This is a genomic window from Brucella cytisi, from assembly GCF_038433355.1.
Taxonomy (GTDB): domain Bacteria; phylum Pseudomonadota; class Alphaproteobacteria; order Rhizobiales; family Rhizobiaceae; genus Brucella; species Brucella cytisi.
On the sequence record NZ_JBCAUP010000002.1, the window covers coordinates 53,984 to 71,173 of the forward strand.

The following is a 17,190-nucleotide window of genomic DNA, read 5'->3' on the forward strand; positions in this document are numbered from 1 at the left end:
TCACTCAAATTCCATAATCAGTTCGTCTACGGCAAGGCTGGAGCCAGCCTCCGCTGTGATGCGCTTTACGGTAGCACGGCGTTCCGCACGCAGCACGTTTTCCATCTTCATGGCTTCTACGGTGGCCAGTGGCTGACCGGCTTCGACAGTTTCACCATCCTTGACGAGGATCGATGTGATGACGCCCGGCATCGGGCAGAGCAGCATTTTCGACGTATCTGGTGGCAGCTTTACCGGCATGAGTTTTGCGAGTTCTGCGACACGTGGCTTGCGGACGTGAGCGACCATATCCATGCCGCGCCAGCGCAGGCGCCAGCCAGTGCCCACGCGCGAAACCTTGATGGCAATGGGCTTGCCGCCAACGGTAAATGAGCCCAGATGGCTACCGGGATGCCAGTCGCTGGCAACTGGCAGGCTACCGCCATCCACGAAATTGATCGTCGTTCCGCCTTCGCCTTCCACAATGCGAACCGGCAGGGTGAACCCGCCAAGTGTCGCCACCCAATCAGTCGCGACCGATTGCTTTTCGCTGGAAATCCGTCCGGTAATCTGCATGTTGCGCTGTTCGATCGCCAGATTGATCTGGGCAGCAACCGCAGCAAGCACCCGCGCATCATCTTCCGAAACCGGGACGCCGACAAAGCCGTCCGGATATTCCTCGGCAATGAATGCGGTTGTGAGTGCACCTTCGCGGAAACGCGGATGATCCATTACTGCCGACAGGAAGGGCAGGTTGTGACCGATGCCTTCAACCTCGAATGCGTCCAGAGCATCTCCCATCGCATCGATGGCGCTGGTGCGATCCGGCCCCCAGGTGCAGAGCTTTGCGATCATCGGATCATAATACATCGAAATTTCGCCGCCTTCGAACACGCCAGTGTCATTGCGCACGATCGTACCATCCGAATTGCGGCCTTCGGCTGGTGGGCGATAGCGGGTCAACCTGCCGATAGAGGGCAGGAAGTTGCGATATGGGTCTTCCGCATAGAGGCGGCTTTCCATAGCCCAACCGTTGAGCTTCACGTCGCTCTGGTCGAAACGGAGCTTTTCACCCGATGCAACGCGGATCATTTCTTCCACGAGGTCGATGCCGGTAATGAGCTCCGTCACCGGATGCTCAACCTGCAAACGCGTATTCATTTCAAGGAAGTAGAAGTTGCGGCTGCCATCAACGATAAATTCCACCGTGCCTGTAGAGTAATAACCAACGGCCTTTGCGAGAGCCACTGCCTGCTCGCCCATGGCTTTGCGGGTGGCTTCATCAAGGAATGGCGAAGGTGCTTCTTCAATGACCTTCTGATTACGGCGCTGGATGGAACATTCGCGTTCGCCGAGATAGACAACATTGCCGTGCTGGTCACCCAGAACCTGAATTTCAATATGGCGCGGCTGGGTAACGAATTTTTCGATGAAGATGCGGTCGTCGCCGAAAGAAGACTTGGCCTCATTGCGCGAAAGCTGGAAACCTTCGCGGGCTTCGTCGTCGTTCCACGCGATACGCATGCCCTTACCGCCGCCGCCGGCTGAAGCCTTGATCATGACCGGGTACCCGATGGATGTGGAAATGCGAACCGCCTCGTCGGCGTCTTCGATCAAACCCATATGACCAGGTACGGTGGAAACTTCGGCTTCGGAGGCAAGCTTCTTCGAGGTGATCTTGTCGCCCATGGCCTCAATTGCGTTCACCGGTGGGCCGATGAAGGTGACGTTGGCGGCTTTCAGTGCTTCAGCGAAACGCGGATTTTCCGACAGAAAGCCATAGCCGGGATGCACGGCATCTGCGCCGGTTTCCTTGATCGCAGCCAGAATCTTGTCGATGACGATATAGGACTGATTGGACGGCGCTGGTCCGATGTGGACTGCTTCGTCAGCCATTTTGACATGCAGGGCATTGCGGTCGGCGTCGGAATAAACCGCGACCGTCGCAATGCCCATCTTCTTTGCGGTCTTGATCACACGGCATGCGATTTCGCCGCGATTGGCAATGAGAATTTTCTTGATCATTTTATCTACTCAACTGAACCGGATCACAGCGGAATGGTGTCGTGCTTTTTCCAAGGCGTGCTCTGCTGCTTGTTGCGCAGGCTGGCAAAAGCGCGTGCAATGCGGCGGCGCGAGGAATGCGGCATGATCACCTCGTCGATGAAGCCGCGCTCCGCAGCCACGAACGGATTGGCAAAACGCGCTTCATATTCCTTCGTGCGCGCGGCGATCTTTTCAGGGTCGCCCAGCTCCGAACGGTAGAGAATTTCCGTTGCGCCCTTGGCGCCCATCACGGCGATTTCCGCCGTCGGCCAGGCATAATTGATATCAGCACCGATATGTTTTGAGGCCATCACATCATATGCGCCACCATAGGCCTTGCGGGTGATGAGCGTGACCATGGGAACAGTTGCCTGGCTATAAGCGAAGAGCAGTTTTGCGCCGTGCTTGATGACGCCGCCATATTCTTGCGCCGTGCCGGGCAAGAAGCCCGGAACATCCACAAGGGTCAGGATCGGGATATTGAAGGCGTCGCAAAAGCGAACGAACCGGGCAGACTTGCGCGATGAATCGATATCGAGGCAACCGGCAAGCACCATGGGCTGGTTTGCAACGACACCGATAGTCTGACCATCCATACGGATGAAGCCGGTAATGATGTTCTTCGCAAAAGATTCCTGAATTTCGAAGAAATCGCTTTCGTCGGCCAGCGCGTGGATAAGCTCCTTCATATCGTAGGGCTTGGTGGCGCTATCTGGAATCAGTGTGTCGAGCCGCATTTCGAGCCGGGCCGGATCATCGAATACCGGGCGTACTGGTGGCTTCTCGCGATTGTTGAGCGGCAGGAAGTCGAACAGAATGCGGACCTGTTCCAGCGCTTCAATATCGTTCTCATAAGCGCCATCGGCGACCGATGACTTTCTGGTGTGGGTCGAGGCGCCGCCCAGTTCCTCCGCCGTGACAATTTCGTTGGTCACGGTTTTCACCACGTCGGGACCTGTCACGAACATATAGGAGCTGTCACGCACCATGAAGATGAAGTCGGTCATGGCTGGCGAATAGACTGCACCGCCTGCGCAAGGGCCCATAATGACCGAGATTTGCGGCACCACACCGGACGCATCCACATTGCGCTTGAACACGTCGGCATAGCCCGCGAGCGACGCGACGCCTTCCTGAATGCGCGCACCACCGGAATCGTTGAGGCCGATTACCGGCGCGCCGTTCTTCATGGCCATATCCATGATCTTGCAGATTTTCTGCGCATGGGTTTCGGACAATGAGCCGCCCAGAACGGTAAAATCCTGGCTGAATACATAGACCTGCCGGCCGTTGATCGTGCCCCAGCCCGTCACGACACCGTCGCCAGCGACCTTCTGCTTTTCCATGCCGAAGTCGGTGCAGCGATGCGTGACATACATATCGAACTCCTCAAACGATCCTTCGTCGAGAAGCACTTCGATCCTTTCGCGGGCAGTAAGCTTGCCTCTGCCATGCTGGGCATCGATACGGCGCTGACCACCGCCAAGGCGGGCTTCCGTACGGCGGGCTTCGAGTTGCTCAAGAAGTTCCTGCATAAAGTCCCCACTTTTGGGTGGCCTTTGGAAGGCGAGTTATGAAACTGAAAACATAGTCTTTTCTCCTTCCTGCTTAAAATCCGAAGGCGTTCTGGAAAAGCTTGAAAAGGTGCGATTGTGTAAGATATAAATTTGCAAATAGCGAAATGCGAATTTGCGAAAATGGCACCGAGAAAACTTTATATCGGCAGAAAGATACGCGAAATACGCGAGCAACATAAGGCAACCCAGTCGGGCTTTGCTGAACGCCTCGGTATTTCAACGAGTTATCTCAATCAGATCGAGAATAATCAGCGGCCTGTTTCCGCAGCCGTTTTGCTCGCGCTGGCTGAAAACTACCAGATCGATATAGGCGCCATTTCACTGGGTGATGATGATCGATTGCTTTCAGCTGTTTCCGAGGCACTGGCTGACCCCGTTTTCGACAATTACAAGCCGAACCTGCAGGAACTGAAGCTCATTACGCAAAATGCGCCGGGGCTGGCTCATGCGCTGATTGCCTGCCATCAGGCCTACCGCCGCAACAGCGAACAGCTCGCAAGTCTGGATAATCAGCTGGGTCGCGCTCCGTCTACTGCGGAGCCCGCGCCTTATGAGGAAGTTCGCGACTTTTTCCATTTTATCGACAATTACGTACATGAGATTGATATTGCCGCAGAAAAGCTGGCAGCGGAGCTAAATATTCCGTGTCGGGACATCGGTGTAGCCTTGCCGCAATATATGGCGGAGCACCACCGTGTGCACATTGCGCGGGCCGGGCCGGAGGAGGCAGTCCTGCGTCGGTTCGATCCTGCAGCACGTGTGCTTTATCTCAACCCCTATTCTCCCGCCTCAACCCGCAGTTTCCAGATCGCGTTCCAGATCGCCGAACTGGAAATGGAAGAACTGGTGAGCACGATTGCTGGACGAGCGGATTTTCGCTCTGCCGAGGCTGTTGAAATTTGCAAGATCGGCTTGCGCAATTATTTCGCCGGGGCGCTGATGCTGCCCTATCAGACATTCCTTTCAGCAGCCAAGGAGCTGCGCCATGATCTGGAGCTGTTGGCATCGCGTTTCGGGGCAAGTCTGGAACAGGTTGCACATCGGCTTAGCACCTTGCAGCGTTCCGGCCATCGGGGCGTACCGGTGTTTTTTGCTCGCATAGACAGGGCTGGGAACATCACGAAGCGACACAGCGCTGCCAAGCTGCAATTTGCGCGCTATGGTGCTGCGTGCCCGCTATGGAATGTGCATCAGGCATTCGAGACGCCGGGACGGATCATTCGGCAGCTTGCCGAAACGCCGGATGGTGCGCGCTATCTTTGCATTGCGACAGAACTGACCAAGAGCGAGGGGGGATTCAATGCACCTCAGCGGCGCTACGCTATCGCCCTTGGCTGTGAGGTGGCCTACGCGCAGGATTTTGTCTATGCGGATGGGCTCGACATAGCAGTGCGCTCTGCCTTTGATCCGATTGGCGTTTCCTGCCGTATCTGCGAACGCGCTGAATGTGTGCAGCGCGCCGTTCCGCCGCTTAAAAGCAGATTGGCGGTCGATCATGACCGCCGCGGAATATTGCCTTATCGGCTGCTCTAGATATTTGTTTAACGCACATCTTTACCGAAAACCGTTTCACACTTTTCGGGATGCGCTCTGAATTTTAGAAGCCTGTATGTTCCTTGAGGAATTCGGTTTCCTCGTGGGTGGTATCGCGACCAAGCACCTTATTGCGATGGGGAAAGCGTCCAAAGCGTTCAATGATATCGTGATGCTGGCGGGCGAAACCGAGCGAGAACTCGTCGCCGAGCCTTTCATAAAGATCGACGCAGCGCTTCTGGTCGCTCAGATGCTCACTATGCATGAATGGCAGATAGAAGAACTGGCGTTGTTCGGGCGATAGTTTGCGGTCGAAATCGTGATCGAGCGCCTGCGCCGCCACATCTCGGGCCAGCCCGTCACTTTCAAAAGAACGCGGTGAACCACGGAACATATTGCGCGGAAACTGGTCGAACAGAATGGTGAGCGCAAGCGCACTTTCGGGCTGTTGTTTCCAGTGTTCCAGCTTGTCGGCGCGAGCATCTTCGTAAGCCGTCAGAAATTTCTCACGAATTTCCGCGTCGATCTCATCACTTTTGCTGAACCAGTTTTCTCGCATCTTCGGCGAGAACCAGAAATCGAGAACGTCCTTGGGTTCGATAGCCATGACAGGCCTCCTTTCTGGTTTTACTGTGCCTTCTGGTTTGTAGCTTCCGGCTGCGGGCAGGGCGGTTCGCCCTTGAAATTGCGCGACATGCAGGCGAATCGATCAAAACTCTTGCCTGTATCCATGGCCGCCTTACCAGCTCCCCCGCATCCGGCAAGAACGGCCAGAGAAATCAGAATAGCGAAGTTTTTCATGGGGGTCCTTTCAGGGGCCATGTGGTCTGCTTCTATAATAGGGATCGTGATCTTCAGTCGCAACAGCGACTCCGATCAACTGGAGCGGTTCCAGTTAAAACGGGTTCACTGGAACCGCTCGATCTCTTTGTTTTCGCATTATCCTACGCAAAACTGCTTCGCACTTTTGCTGGAGATGCACTAGCCTCTACCACGATAGTTGGGCACGCCTTGTTCCGGTATCCAGACGTTCTGCGGCGCCGCTCCGGTCTGAAAGAAAACGTCGATGGGTATACCGCCACGTGGATACCAGTAGCCGCCGATCCTGAGCCATTCCGGCTCCAGCAGCTCGACGAGGCGCTTGCCGATGGTTACCGTGCAATCTTCGTGAAATGCACCGTGATTGCGGAAGGAAAACAGGAGCAGTTTCAGAGATTTGCTTTCCACCAGCCACTGGCCGGGAACATAGTCGATGACCAGATGCGCAAAGTCTGGCTGTCCCGTCATTGGGCATAGCGAGGTGAATTCAGGTGCGGTGAAGCGCACACAGTAAGGCGTTCCCGCTTGCGGATTTGCGACCCTTTCAAGGATGGCATCTTCCGGATTTTGTGGGATCGAAGCGTTGGAGCCGAGCTGCTTGAGATCGGAATATATCGTCTTTTCAGACATTTGCGTGCCTTTGTTTCAAGCCACGTCGCAGTCTTGCAGCGCTTGATTGCGCTCATCCTTGTTTTGACCGGGTAGGCTGCGACCGGTGGCAAACTGCCAATGACCGGGAGCTAGCAGACCACAACCGTCTCGTAAAGAGTGCAAACAAAAGCCCGCGCATTGAGCACGGGCATAAGTATCAGGCTGTTCTTGCTGTTCAGCGGCGATCAGAAATGGCGCACCCGATGGCAACACCGATGAGAATACCGATAATTCCGGCAGTTCCGAAAAGGGTCGTGGCTGTGCCTGGGTTTTCGCGAACCGTTTCGGCAACGACCTGACCGCGTTCACGCACGGCCTGCGCGGCATGACGGAAACGACCGGACGCATCATCCATGACGTCCTCCGCGCGTTCTCTCAGCTCGCCAGAATGTGACGCCAGCGACTTTGAAAGGCGCTTCAGTTCAGTGCGCATATCGGCAATCTGCTTTTCGAGAGCCTGCTGGATTTCGTTCGTGATCTTTTCGTCGGCCATTTGAAGTCTCCGTTGAATTGATGACGATAAAACGAGTGAAAACGCGTTCGGTTCCATGCTGCGACAATGCGGTTAAAAAACATGGTAAACCGCTCGTAAACCATTTTAATTTATCATTTTCGAATACAAGAACGATCTGGAGCGGGGCCAGAATGCATATCGAAAAAGATACGTTTGTCGGTGGCTGCGAGCCGGTAGCTGCGCGCGTTGTCCGTGCTGCTCAGTTGGCCCGGCAATGTACTGACCAGCTTCAGTCTGATCATGCTCGTGCACATGCAGAAGCCGCATTGACGCTTTTGCTTGATGATCCTTCCCCGAAAGTTCGCATGGCTATTGCAGATGTGCTTTCGACCAGCGTGCATTCGCCTTTGCATATCGTAACGGCGCTTGCAGCCGATCAACCGGAGGTGGCGGGATATATCCTTGCACGCTCAAAGCTTCTTAGCGACGCTGATCTGATTGATCGTGTGGCCTATAGCGCTCCATCGATGCAGGTTTTGATTGCCGCGCGCCCGCATGTTTCATTCGCAGTCGCGGCGGCAATCGCCGAAGTCGGGAATAATGAAGCTGTTGCTGAAATGCTCTTCAACAGCTGCGCCCGTATCGCCCCCGTTTCGTTTCGGCGCATCAGCGAGCGCTGCGGACATGATGCTGTCGTACGGGAAGCCTTGCTGGCCCATCCGCATCTTCCGGCTGAATGCCGTCATCTACTCGCAGTGAAAGTCGGAGAGGTTCTCCAATCTCTTCCGCTGGTGAAATTGCTTCTGGGTCAACGCCGCGCCGATAAGGTTGTAGGCGATGCGACCGCTCGTGCCTCAATGCAACTGGCGGAAAACTGTTCACAAGAAGAACTCCCGGCGCTGGTCGAACATCTGCGTCTGCGCGGTGAAATCACGACCAGTTTTGTTATCCGTGCCGTTGCCGGAGGCCGTATAGATTTCTTCGCTAGCTTGCTGGGCGCGCTTTCCGATCTCGATGATAGGCGGATTTGTGCGATTATTTCGGGCGGACGTCCTGCTGCCCTTGCTGCGCTTCTTCGCTCTTCCGGATTGAGCGATGCCACGCATGCGCCCTTGATTGTTGCCATCGAGGCCTGGCGGGCGGTTGCTGCCGGGCGAAAGCGTATGGGCGCTGCGGAAATATCAGCACTCATGTGCGAGGCTGTCGGGGGCGGCCGATTTGCTGCTGCCAATGACGATCTGGCCGCATTGCTACGTTCGATCCATCTGGAATTCATGCGTGAAACGGCAGGCGACAGACTGAAGGCTATTCCCGCTGCCTGATCAGCCTTCTTGCCGGAAAGGGCGCATAAGGCTGAGGCCATAGCCAACAGCAATGCCAAATATGGCTCCGGCCGCCTTGAAAACAAAGTCTATGAACTCGCCGTGACGCCCAGGTGCCAAACGTTGCATCAGTTCGAAAAGTGCGGCGCAGCCGACTGTTAGCAGAAGAACACCCATCCAGTGGCGAGGATAGGCGAGGGCGAACAAGGCACCGACCAGAAAGAAAGCCGCAAACCGCTCTAGATCGACGGGCTCACCTGTCACGGGGCGGAATTTAATCGGGCTGATCGTAACTGCAAGGATGGCCAGAAGTATCATCCAGGCGCCAATGCGCAAAAATCGCTTCATGAAGAGCGCCTTTATTCATCCGTATAATCGCCGGGTGGTTCATCTTGCTTCGGATCGCCACAACGTTGGTACATTCGGTCGGTTATTGACTTTTTCAATGCGTTACCGAATGGCAACTCATAATGGGAAATGACATCGACGCCCATACACCATTTAATGTCGTGAGGCGACAGCGCATAATTGGTTTCGAGAAAACCAAGCGCGTAATTCATGCCTTCGTCGCATTGCTCTGTCTGACAGAAATTACCGTCTCTGGCGAGCTGACGAATCGAACCTTCTCCGATCTTCACGACAATTGGTTCGACGGCAAATGGGGCCGCGCCTATCACAGCGATGACGACAAGTCCGATCAAGGTAAATTTTATAGAGCGCCGCATGAATCGCCGTTTGTAACTGGTTTCCGCAAGTTCATAACGCATGAGCGGCAATATGATGGCAAGTCGCAATCCATGGGAAATCAGCGGAAATTAAGGGGTTTCAGCTGAATATCCTTTGGAAAAGCCTTCACCGTTTCTGGCGGTAGGTGAAATTGATTATTCCGGTTTTCGGCCAAATTGTAGCTAGATGTATTTTAGTTCGCATCGGTTTAATGTTGACTTTTACGTAAATGGGGGAGCACAACTTAGCCTCTGAACTCAATTCGGTTTAGAGGCTGGTCCGCTTGATATAAGGCAGGAATGTTGTGGTGCGCGAATATTATACGATCACAGAGTTGACGCGCGAGTTCGGTATTTCAACCCGTACTTTGCGCTTCTACGAAGATGAAGGCCTGATCGCTCCTGTGAGACGTGGCCGCACACGACTGTTCCGTCCCGCCGACCGTCATCTTCTGAAGCAGATTCTGCGTGGCAAGCGGCTTGGTTTTTCGATCGCCGAAATCCACGAAATCATCCAGATGTATCGTGAGCCGCCCGGCGAGACGGGGCAGCTGAAGCTGCTCATGAAGCGCGTTGAGGAAAAACGCGCCGATCTTCGTCAGAAGCGACGCGACATTGAGGAGACGCTGGGCGAACTCGACCAGATCGAGGAATCCTGCATCGAGCGTCTTGCCGAACTGGGCGTCAATACCTGATCTGTTTTACTGGGTATCGGGCACCGGTGAGCACATTTGTGCGATATCCTGGACCGTGCTGTTGTTCTCCTGATCGATCTTGCCGCTAAAGACATCATCAAACAGTTTTGCCTTGTCCAACTCTGTTACGACACAGCCACAGAACTGCTGGCATAGCTGTTCGCTTCCGTTTTGCAGGCATGCAGCCACACAGGATTGCGTGAAAGCTTCTCGCGGTGTTGGCTGTGCCGGAGGCATCAGTTGCGAGAAGACATAAACTAGCGCGATCAGAACTGGCTGATGAATGAGATAAAAAGCCAGACTATGCCTGCCGATAAATGTCAGCGGCTTTTCAAGAAACTGGGGTTTGATCCCGCCAGCCAAGAGCTGAAGCCAACCAAAACGCTGAAATATGCGCGCCGCTGCCATGCCGATAAGGACAGCTCCGAACCAAGGAAACAGCGGCACATAATCGTTCGAACGCGGCGCCACGGTCGAAAGGCCGACCCAGCTGAGCGCGGGATTATTGAAAATATCGGCGCTTGCGTAAAGCGGAGCGCTGATGACCAACGCTGCAATGATCAATGTTGCAAAGGCGGGCAGGCGCAGGAAAAGAAGACCGAGCACACTTGCCAGAGCGATCTGGTGAAGGATGCCGAAGAAGATGAAACTGTCCGGCGACATATACCATGTGACTGCTGAAATCGCGGCCGCAGCGATTACGATTTGTGTCAGCCGTTTCGCCATTGATTTCCAGCGAATCCCGTTGCCATGCGCCAGAACGAGGCTGAAGCCGACCAGAAACAGGAAGCTTGAAGCAATACAGCGGGCGAAAAGCTTCCAGCCCCCATGGGCAGTTGTGGCAGGCGCCATATAGCCGAAAAACTCAAGATCCCAGCCAAAATGGTAGATCGCCATGGCGATCAGCGCGATCCCACGCGCAATATCGATGCGCCCGAGACGAATACGGGACGAAGGTGCAATATCCTGGGGCGTGATGTTAGACATGGTTCCTTCCGGCTGGATAGCGCTATCCGGCGTTTTTCGATTCCCGGCAAATCTCTAACACAGGCTTTTGCAACACTATAGTATGCGGTCGCACACGGATTCGTGCTGGCATGGGCACGGACAGAGGGCTGGATATTGGAGAGCTTGATTGTTTTTTAGTCTGTCGAAGATTTTCTGGCTGTTTTTCCAACCTGTTACGATAATTCTCGTTCTTGTCCTGATTGCTTTTCTGGCCATATGGCGAGGTTCCCGACGGCTCAGTATGAGTGTGCTGGGGTTGTCTATCGCCATTCTGTTTTTTGCGGCTTTCACGACACTGGGTTCTGTTCTGCTTGCCCCGCTGGAGGATCGTTTCGCGAAGCCGGATGCAATGCCACGACATGTGGATGGGATCGTTGTTCTTGGCGGCTATATGAATGGCGACATCAATGCCGGGCGCAAAGGTTTCGAGTTGAATAGCGCGGCCGACCGCATTTTCGAAGCGATGCGGCTGGCGAGATTATATCCAGACGCCAGGGTTATTGTTTCCGGAGGTGATGGAGCCTTTTTCGAAGAATCCGTCAAAGAGGCAGATAGCACGCGGCAGATGCTGGTAGATCTCGGCTTTTCCGGCGAACGTTACATCTATGAAAACAAGTCTCGGAACACGGTTGAAAATGCAATTTTCTCGAAAGAACTGGCCCAGCCCAAGCCCGGCGAAACGTGGCTTCTGGTGACTTCCGCATATCATATGCCGCGATCCGTTGGCTGCTTTCGCAAGGCGGATTTCGATGTTGTCGCCTGGCCGGTAGACTACAAGACGCGCGCCAGCGAGCGTTTTGCCCTTTATCTCGAATCCCCGAATGAAGCGCTTTCGTGGTTCAGCGTGGCCATGCGTGAGTGGGTAGGACTTGCCACTTACTGGTTGGCGGGCAAGACAGATATGCTTCTACCTCAACCCTGATGCCGCATTTCTGCCGTCACTTTAAAGCTTTTGTTAAGGTTATCTATTGGTAACTGATTGATAAAGAAAGCTTTCATGAAGCGTATGTTCAATCCTGAAAATTCATCGCCACAATTCAGTCGCTTTTCGCCGTTGCGTTCCGTTGTTCACGAAGCTATATGATTGGTAACAGCGTTGTGAAGGACGCTGTGTAAAAGAGTTGCACAACAAGGTTGCCAAAATCTCCATGGACGAAACCGTTCAAAAATCCTGCTGGGGCGTTACGCTCTGGGCAGTCGTTGGTCTCGCTGCTGTCATCCTCATGGCCTATCTGTTCTCCGTCTAGAGCATGTCTCCCGAAAGTGGGAACCGGTTTTGGGATAAAGACATGCGTGAAAACAAACGGATAGAGCATTTCCAATGAATCAAACAAAACAGGAAATGCTCTAGAAGTCAGGCGGCGTTACGTATTCCGGAAATTTGATGCCGCATTTCAGCATTCCGTTTGCGTTGATCCTTTCCTACACTATCTGATAGAGATACGCGGTTTCTGCGTTAGCGACTTTTTGCCGATTTTTGTCTAGAATGGACGATCAGGCAAATGGCGGGCGACGCTGCGATCAGGAATCAATCAGCCTTATGACGGCTGCAGAAGGTGTGGAATGTTTCTGTCGGTTTTCGATCTTTACAAGATTGGCATTGGGCCTTCCAGTTCGCATACGATGGGCCCGATGACGGCTGCGCGCATGTTTCTCAATGAAATTATAGGCGGAAACTGGCCACGGCCTGCGCATTCGAAAATCCACCGGTTGAAAGCGAGCCTGCACGGCTCTCTTGCATATACCGGCGTCGGGCATGCGACGGATCGAGCCGTCATTCTGGGGCTCTGCGGTCATCTGCCGGATACGATTGATCCCGACATTATGGACGTTGAAGTAGAGAAGGTTTTTACCGAGAAGAAAGTGAAACCCGAAGGACATCCGGCCTATCATTTCGATCCGAAGGTCGATCTCGTACTGGATCGGAAGACTCCTTTGCCGGGGCACGCCAACGGCATGGCTTTCTCTGCATTCGATGCCGATGACAATCTTCTCTTGCGTCGGGCATACTTTTCCATCGGTGGCGGCTTTGTGGTGACCGAAGAAGAGCTGAGCCGCGTTCAGCGCAGCGGTGCAAAGCAGGACGACAAGGCTGATGTGCCGTTTCCGTTCCGTAGTGCTGCTGAGATGCTTGAGATGGCCCACGACAGCGGGCTGTCGATCGCCGAAATGAAGCGGGCCAATGAAGAAAAGCATATGGCACGCGGTGATCTGGATAATGGTCTCGATCGTATTTGGGGGGCCATGCGTGGCTGTATCGAGCGTGGACTGAGCCGGGACGGTGTCATGCCGGGCGGCCTGAATGTCCGTCGTCGTGCGCGACAGCTTCATGATAAGCTTCAGGATGACTGGCGCAATAATCGCAGTAACCCGCTTCTGGCAAATGACTGGCTTTCGGTTTACGCGATGGCGGTCAATGAAGAAAACGCGTCCGGCGGCCGGGTAGTCACCGCACCGACAAATGGTGCTGCAGGCGTTGTACCGGCGGTTCTGCGCTATTATCTGCATTTTCATGATGATGCCGATGAGAAAGGCATTCGCGATTTTCTCCTGACGTCTGCCGCAATTGGTGGTGTCATCAAGCACAACGCATCGATTTCTGGCGCGGAAGTTGGTTGTCAGGGCGAAGTAGGATCAGCATCGGCAATGGCGGCAGCGGGTCTTGCCGCTGTGCTTGGCGGATCGCCTGAGCAAATTGAAAATGCTGCTGAAATTGCGCTCGAACACCATCTTGGCATGACCTGCGACCCGGTTGCCGGACTTGTGCAGGTGCCGTGCATTGAACGTAACGCGCTTGGTGCGGTGAAGGCGGTGACCGCAGCGTCACTTGCTGTCAAGGGCGACGGCAAGCATTTTGTACCTCTCGACGCTTGTATCGAGACAATGCGCCAGACCGGTCACGATATGAGCGAGCGTTACAAGGAAACCAGTCAGGGTGGTCTCGCCGTCAACGTGGTCGCCTGTTGATTCGCAATTCTGGGCGGAATGCGATGCTTCAGGCTTGAAGCGCGCATTCGTCTTGGCTAAATCACCCCTATGGCTCTCAATCTCGTCAAACTTTGTGTCGGCTGCGACAGTATCGAAGATCTCGCGGCTTGGATCGATTTCCGTCTCGCTGAACAGCGTGCGGCCGGTTTGGTGCCGGAACAGTTTCACACAACGAGAATGGTTCCGAAACGGATCGATGAGCTGCTGGAAGGTGGCTCGCTCTACTGGGTTATCAAGGGCAACGTCCAATGCCGTCAGCGCCTGCTGGATGTTCGTCCATTTACGGATGAGCAGGGTATCAATCGCTGTCACCTTGTTCTCGAACCCAAGGTCATTCCGACCGAGTGGCAGCCACGCCGTGCTTTTCAGGGTTGGCGCTATCTGGCTGAAAATGAAGTCCCGCGTGATGAAGCCGCGGGTAAAGCGGGCAGGGCTGCCTTGCCTGCAGAATTGCGCCAGGAGCTGGCGGCTCTGGGATTGCTTTGAAGATTGACACACTCATGTAAAAGGGCCTGCCGGGTAACCGGCAGGCCCTTTTTCATTTCATCTGGTGTTCATTCAGTTTTCTATCGTCAGGCGCACAGAAACTCGGTCGAAATTCACCGGCAGGGTCATCCGCATGGACGCCCGTGGCTGAACTAGTCGCTTGTTGCGGGCTGCATGGCAGATGAGCAGCCCGACCAGATCTTTGGTCTGAAAGCCGGTGCCTCGCCTTACATCGGCAATTCGCAGGGCAGCCTGCTTGAGGCCTTGCACCGAGAACAATGCACCGAAGGCTGAAGTCTTGCCTTCATCCTGTGTCCAGTCGGCAGTCTTGAACGGCGGCTGGCCGAAAGTTTCTCTCATATTTGACATCTCGAAACCCTCTACGCACTACAAATTCGGGTTTGAAGCTGGCAACGAGGGGGCAGAACCCCTCGCAATCGATTAGTTCGCGACTGCATAGCAGCCGAAGTTTTTCTTCTTCAGCGAGGCGCAGGCATCCCAAGCAGCCTGCTTGGAGGAGAAGCCAACAAAGCGCGCGCGGTAGAAAGTTGCGCTACCCTTGTTGAAGGTCTCGGTATAGGGCGACGCCGCACGCAGTGTGCCACCTGCTGTGGCAGAAGCCTTGGCAAGCATGTCCCGCGCCTGACCTTCGCTCGGGAGGGAGCCGATCTGGATTGCCCAGCCACCGGCAGCAGCAGCTGAGGCGGTTGTGACCGGATCGACTTCCTGAGCCTGTGCAGACGGGACGGCGGCCTTCGGTGTGGGGCGAATCGCAGCCTGCGCGGCCAGCGCAGCAGGACGCGCGGTCGGTGCTGCAAGTGCCAGAACCTGAGGCTGGTCGCTATCGCCTTCACCGCTTTCGTTGTTGATGATGTCATCCACGGCTGCAACCTGACGGGTTACCGGAACAGGGGCATTCTTGGCCTTGGGAAGATCGATCGAAGCAACGACCTGCGGTGCATCGTTGCGCATGGCGACGAGCGGTGCAGCGTTACGGCTACGCGTTGCCATAGGAAGATATTTGCGGATGAGCTGAGTCATATGGGCGTCGCGGCTGGCACCGGTATTGCCGCCCATGACCACCGCTACGAGCCTGCGGCCATCCAGACTGACTGAAGAGGCCAGATTGTAACCGGATGCATTGGTGTAGCCGGTCTTGATGCCGTCCACGCCCTCAACGCGACCGAGCAAACGGTTGTGACCGTTGATGGTCTGTCCGCGGAAAACGAAGCTGCGGCGGGAGAAATAGGAGAATTCGTTCGGGAAATGCTGGCGAAGCGCGATGCTGAGGATCGCCATGTCGCGTGCAGTCGTATGCTGCGCCATGTTCGGCAGGCCCGATGCGTTACGGAACGTCGTGTTACGCATGCCAAGACGGCGAGCCTTTGCTGTCATCATCTGCGCAAAGCGCTCTTCGGAGCCGCCGATATACTCGCCGACGGCAGTTGCCACGTCATTGGCCGACTTTGTGATCATGGCCAGCGCTGCATCTTCAGCACGAATGCTTTGCCCCGAACGGAAGCCGATTTTTGTGGGCGGACGTGCGGCGGCATAGGCGGACACCGGGATACGCGTGTCCTTGTTCATACGCCCTGCCTGCATTGCCTCGAAAAGCATATACAGAGTCATCATTTTGGTGAGGGAAGCTGGATAGCGCTGCGCATCCGCATTCGAGGCAAACAGCGTTTTGCCCGTGTTCGCATCGATCACGATCGCTGCATATCTATCGCTAGCCGCTATCGCCGGTATCGTTGTCGAAGCTGTCGAACACCCCGTTACAACTGCAAGAAGAAGGGTGGCTTGCGCCGCTCTTTTCAAGGCATATGCGACTTTACTAAATGCGGTACGCACGATGATGACCTACCTGTATCCCGGATTTTTTGAACTGCGACACAAAAGGCACACAGCGTCTAATTCGGTGATCCTACTGCCATCAGCGTTACCAATCCGTTTATGGTAACCGTGTTGTTCATAAATTTCGGAAAAATTTTGAGGAAGCTGTAACGTTGACAGTCCGTTCAGACCCGATGCGTTGCGAACGTTCACGCAGATGTGTCAATGAAATGCGGTGTTCGTATCAGGGGAAGGCAGTGGTGTCACAACACAAAAAAACCCGCTTGCGCGAGTTTAGTTTTGCTGCTGCCTTGTTTGGGTGGAAGGGGAGAGGCAGCCTCTAGAAATGAGCGGGTTTTAAAAAGTATGTTCTGTTAGTAGCCCTAATGCATTCATTAATGTTTTGATTATGTGAGAAATTTAGTACTTTTTTCGTATTCGTGAAACCGCAATTTGTGTTCCGCTTTTTATAGGGTCGAGTTTATTAGGTCCAATTATTAGTACCTATATTATTTGGCAGCGAAGTGCTCCGGCTATTTTACATAGAGCTGTTTTGTCATGACCTATCGTTCGGACGACATCATATAACTGTGTCAAGCCTCGTTATTGCAATAAGTCCCGGTTGCAAGTGCCAATGAAGGGCTTAAAATCACCACATGACGACCTACATAATAGGGCAAGTTGGGTCAGGCAGATGGGCATCCGGGTAATAGGTTTCATGAGGCATCTCGATATAGTCATGCAAAGCAAGACTGACGGCGGAAATGGTCCGGAAAACGGCACCGTTGTAGTTACGCGTACACAGCCGAAAACCAAGAAGCCCAGCCTCTATCGTGTCCTGCTCCTCAATGACGACTACACACCCATGGAGTTCGTCGTTCATGTCCTGCAGCGGTTTTTCCAGAAGAACCAGGATGATGCCACGCGCATCATGCTGCATGTTCACAATCACGGGGTCGGCGAGTGCGGCGTATTTACATACGAAGTCGCCGAAACCAAAGTTAGCCAGGTCATGGATTTCGCCCGCCAAAACCAGCATCCGCTGCAATGCGTGATGGAGAAAAAGTGAGGTCA

General features: G+C 54.3%; 18 protein-coding genes. 7 read left to right on the plus strand and 11 right to left on the minus strand.

The window, feature by feature from the left end; all coding sequences use genetic code 11:
* Positions 1-2,004, minus strand: coding sequence for an acetyl-CoA carboxylase biotin carboxylase subunit (locus AAE521_RS02505; protein WP_342060400.1), 2,004 nt, complete (start codon positions 2,002-2,004; stop codon positions 1-3).
* 23 nt (positions 2,005-2,027) lie between these two features.
* Entirely contained in the window at positions 2,028-3,560 is a 1,533-nt protein-coding gene (locus AAE521_RS02510) for an acyl-CoA carboxylase subunit beta (protein WP_342060401.1), read from the minus strand.
* 162 nt (positions 3,561-3,722) lie between these two features.
* Between AAE521_RS02510 and AAE521_RS02515 the strand changes: the two genes are divergently transcribed.
* The gene (locus tag AAE521_RS02515) at positions 3,723-5,135 is read left to right on the plus strand and encodes a helix-turn-helix domain-containing protein (protein ID WP_071630226.1); all 1,413 of its coding nucleotides are present in this window, start codon (positions 3,723-3,725) and stop codon (positions 5,133-5,135) included.
* A gap of 64 nt (positions 5,136-5,199) precedes the next feature.
* Here AAE521_RS02515 and AAE521_RS02520 read toward each other — a convergent pair whose 3' ends face one another.
* The 4 genes from AAE521_RS02520 to AAE521_RS02535 form a co-directional block, all read right to left on the minus strand.
* Positions 5,200-5,742, minus strand: a complete 543-nt coding sequence (locus AAE521_RS02520; RefSeq protein WP_010659952.1) for a DUF924 family protein — start codon at positions 5,740-5,742, stop codon at positions 5,200-5,202.
* Positions 5,743-5,762: 20 nt separating this feature from the next.
* Complete coding sequence (locus tag AAE521_RS02525; RefSeq protein ID WP_010659953.1) at positions 5,763-5,936, minus strand: hypothetical protein; 174 nt, start codon at positions 5,934-5,936, stop codon at positions 5,763-5,765.
* A 180-nt stretch (positions 5,937-6,116) separates the two neighbouring features.
* Positions 6,117-6,584 (minus strand): preQ(1) synthase, encoded by a 468-nt coding sequence (gene queF / locus AAE521_RS02530; protein WP_071630131.1) that lies wholly within the window; start codon positions 6,582-6,584, stop codon positions 6,117-6,119.
* 196 nt (positions 6,585-6,780) lie between these two features.
* Positions 6,781-7,098 (minus strand): ElaB/YgaM/YqjD family protein, encoded by a 318-nt coding sequence (locus AAE521_RS02535; RefSeq protein ID WP_012091935.1) that lies wholly within the window; start codon positions 7,096-7,098, stop codon positions 6,781-6,783.
* A 152-nt stretch (positions 7,099-7,250) separates the two neighbouring features.
* On the opposite strand from AAE521_RS02535, the gene AAE521_RS02540 reads away from it, so the two are divergent.
* The gene (locus tag AAE521_RS02540) at positions 7,251-8,381 is read left to right on the plus strand and encodes a DUF2336 domain-containing protein (protein ID WP_342060402.1); all 1,131 of its coding nucleotides are present in this window, start codon (positions 7,251-7,253) and stop codon (positions 8,379-8,381) included.
* On the opposite strand, the gene AAE521_RS02545 is transcribed toward AAE521_RS02540, so the two are convergent.
* Together AAE521_RS02545 and AAE521_RS02550 are read right to left on the minus strand one after the other, a co-directional pair.
* Complete coding sequence (locus tag AAE521_RS02545) at positions 8,382-8,729, minus strand: VanZ family protein (RefSeq protein WP_010659958.1); 348 nt, start codon at positions 8,727-8,729, stop codon at positions 8,382-8,384.
* An 11-nt stretch (positions 8,730-8,740) separates the two neighbouring features.
* On the minus strand, positions 8,741-9,106 hold the full coding sequence (locus AAE521_RS02550; protein ID WP_342060585.1) for a hypothetical protein: 366 nt from the start codon (positions 9,104-9,106) through the stop codon (positions 8,741-8,743).
* A 308-nt stretch (positions 9,107-9,414) separates the two neighbouring features.
* Between AAE521_RS02550 and AAE521_RS02555 the strand changes: the two genes are divergently transcribed.
* Positions 9,415-9,801: a MerR family transcriptional regulator gene (locus tag AAE521_RS02555; protein ID WP_010659960.1), complete on the plus strand. Its 387-nt coding sequence runs from the start codon at positions 9,415-9,417 to the stop codon at positions 9,799-9,801.
* Between the two features lie 6 nt (positions 9,802-9,807).
* On the opposite strand, the gene AAE521_RS02560 is transcribed toward AAE521_RS02555, so the two are convergent.
* Positions 9,808-10,788: a heparan-alpha-glucosaminide N-acetyltransferase gene (locus AAE521_RS02560; protein ID WP_071630133.1), complete on the minus strand. Its 981-nt coding sequence runs from the start codon at positions 10,786-10,788 to the stop codon at positions 9,808-9,810.
* Positions 10,789-10,936: 148 nt separating this feature from the next.
* Here AAE521_RS02560 and AAE521_RS02565 point away from each other — a divergent pair, with 148 nt between their 5' ends.
* The 3 genes from AAE521_RS02565 to AAE521_RS02575 all read left to right on the plus strand — a co-directional run bounded on the left by AAE521_RS02565 (position 10,937) and on the right by AAE521_RS02575 (position 14,283).
* Positions 10,937-11,731, plus strand: a complete 795-nt coding sequence (locus tag AAE521_RS02565; RefSeq protein WP_342060403.1) for a YdcF family protein — start codon at positions 10,937-10,939, stop codon at positions 11,729-11,731.
* A gap of 641 nt (positions 11,732-12,372) precedes the next feature.
* Positions 12,373-13,776: an L-serine ammonia-lyase gene (locus tag AAE521_RS02570; protein ID WP_071630135.1), complete on the plus strand. Its 1,404-nt coding sequence runs from the start codon at positions 12,373-12,375 to the stop codon at positions 13,774-13,776.
* Positions 13,777-13,845: 69 nt separating this feature from the next.
* Positions 13,846-14,283 (plus strand): DUF1489 family protein, encoded by a 438-nt coding sequence (locus AAE521_RS02575; RefSeq protein ID WP_010659965.1) that lies wholly within the window; start codon positions 13,846-13,848, stop codon positions 14,281-14,283.
* Positions 14,284-14,355: 72 nt separating this feature from the next.
* On the opposite strand, the gene AAE521_RS02580 is transcribed toward AAE521_RS02575, so the two are convergent.
* Together AAE521_RS02580 and AAE521_RS02585 are read right to left on the minus strand one after the other, a co-directional pair.
* Positions 14,356-14,652 (minus strand): hypothetical protein, encoded by a 297-nt coding sequence (locus tag AAE521_RS02580; RefSeq protein WP_094513783.1) that lies wholly within the window; start codon positions 14,650-14,652, stop codon positions 14,356-14,358.
* A 72-nt stretch (positions 14,653-14,724) separates the two neighbouring features.
* Positions 14,725-16,134, minus strand: coding sequence for an SPOR domain-containing protein (locus tag AAE521_RS02585; protein ID WP_342060404.1), 1,410 nt, complete (start codon positions 16,132-16,134; stop codon positions 14,725-14,727).
* Between the two features lie 721 nt (positions 16,135-16,855).
* On the opposite strand from AAE521_RS02585, the gene clpS reads away from it, so the two are divergent.
* Positions 16,856-17,185, plus strand: a complete 330-nt coding sequence (gene clpS / locus AAE521_RS02590; protein ID WP_061346484.1) for an ATP-dependent Clp protease adapter ClpS — start codon at positions 16,856-16,858, stop codon at positions 17,183-17,185.
* The last annotated feature ends 5 nt before the right edge of the window (positions 17,186-17,190 follow it).